This is a genomic window from Okeania sp., assembly GCF_983059655.1.
This window is the reverse complement of sequence record NZ_CEZPJD010000403.1, coordinates 1-1,995: the sequence shown is the minus strand read 5'-3', so window position 1 is coordinate 1,995 and position 1,995 is coordinate 1. Positions and strand designations below refer to the sequence as shown.

General features: G+C 32.4%; 2 protein-coding genes. Both read right to left on the bottom strand.

Translation table 11 applies throughout. The annotated features are described in order from the left end of the window. Window positions 1–680: condensation domain-containing protein (locus AC3DU7_RS20405; RefSeq protein ID WP_488041137.1), on the bottom strand; the 680-nt coding region annotated here is incomplete at its 3' end. A gap of 185 nt (window positions 681–865) precedes the next feature. Next, a partial coding sequence (locus tag AC3DU7_RS20400) for a TauD/TfdA family dioxygenase (protein ID WP_488041136.1) occupies window positions 866–1,995 on the bottom strand: 1,130 nt, incomplete at its 5' end.

Below are 1,995 nucleotides of genomic sequence, written 5' to 3'. Positions count from 1 at the left end.
GACTGTTTTGCAAAAGGAATTTCTAAATTAAAACGATGGGAAATATCTTGTTTTTGCCAATATTCTTTTCCTAGTTTTGCCTCTTCAGCTTCCAGCAATTCATTTTGCCACTCGGCAATATCTGCATATTGTAATTCAGCTTCAGGTAATTCATTTCCTGCTAAACAAGCAGCATATTCTTGACTAAGTTCGTTGACTAAAATTTGCAGACTTTTTGAATCAGCATTTAGAGTAGGTAAATTAATTAGTAAAATCTGCTCTTCGGAATACATTTTTACTAAAGACATATAAAATAGAGACCCTTGTTTGAAGTCAAAATTTTTCTGACTGAAACTTGACCAAATTTTTTCAAATTTAGCCATTTTTTGATTGGGGTCTACCTGAGTCAAATCATGTTCTTTTTCCCAGAAAATATTCACATCTCTAATAATTTGTACTCCTACTGTCATGCCTGGCAAAGAATCAAAATTTGTCCGAAAAATTTCATAGCGACCGCCTATTTTATTTAAGGCAGATTTGAGTATTTGTAAGTCAAATTTACCAGAAATTGAAATTGCACATTTAGCTAAATATTTTGTTGTTGTTTCAGTTTGTTGTAAAAACCACAGATGTCGTTGTTGTGGAGATAGTCGATATCCTTCAGTAATTTCTTGTTCTGTTTCAGCTACCAAATTATTCATATTTTTATATCTATTATTTTTTTAGTAAATTATATAGATTTATAGTCGATCAAAATATAGTCAAATATGACATATTATCCTGCATTGCAAGTTTTACCTTGACTGGATGGACTACAACACCCTAATTCCCATTGTCAAAGACATCTTGATAATTTCTCATTGATAATGAGAGATAATTTTCATTATTAATTATTCATTATTAATTGTTCATTAATTTCTGCCATTCCTACTACTACTTTACGTTTACCAAGAAAAGGAGTTCTACCATGAGCAGTTAACATATTATCTAGTAATAAAACATCTCCAGTTTGCCAAGAAAAATGTATTGCTTCTTGCTGATATATTTCACGAATTTCATCAAGAATAGATGACTCAATAGGAGTACCATCACCATAATAAGTATTACGAGGTAGTTCATCCTCTGTAAACACAGATAAAAGTTGTTCTTGAACTTGCTTTGTTAAATTCGATATATGAAATAGATGAGCTTGATTAAACCATACCATTTCCCCTGTTTTGGGATGAGTAGCAACAGCCTGACAAATTTGATAAGTTCTGAGAGAGTTTTCCTCTTTCCAATCAAATTTTATTCCAGCAGAATGACAATATTTTTCTACTTCAGATTTATCATTAGTTTGAAAAACAGTTTCCCAAGGTAAATCTAATCCATTGCCATAATTGCGGACATACATTACTTTTTTTTCCTGAAACTTTTCCCGAATACTAGGATTAATACGTTGAAAAACTTTTCGACTATTCGCTATTGGTGTAGCACCTCCTTGTTCGGCAGCTTTAACACAATAAAAACAAATTTTCATCGGCCAGCTAAGGCTATATGCCATTTCATTGTGTAAAGGAATTGATTGTTCTGGCGGGTATTCTGTAGAAGTATATATTTGATTATTAACTTGAGTTCTGGGTGTCGAACGGTAAGAATATTCTAACAATTTACCGAAAGTAGATTGCATAAATGTTTCAAATTCAGCAATCCCATTTAATTGGAAATTCCTAAATAAAATCCCCCCTTCTTTTAACAGATGAGTTTCAATTAACTCTTGATTATTAGTTGCCCAACTAACTAAGTCTAACTTTTCTTGAGATGGTTGAATTAAAACTGGTAAATTATCGCTAGGTTGGAAGGGAGAAATTTTCACCAATTCTTGGGAGGATAATTTTAGTTTTTTGCGTTTAATATTGCCGATTTTGTTCATAGTATTTTTTGATGGAGTAGGTTGGGTTGAGGAAGGAAACCCAACTAGATTTATTTCTGACTTATTTGGTGTTGGGTTGCGCTCCGCTTTACCCAACCTACTAC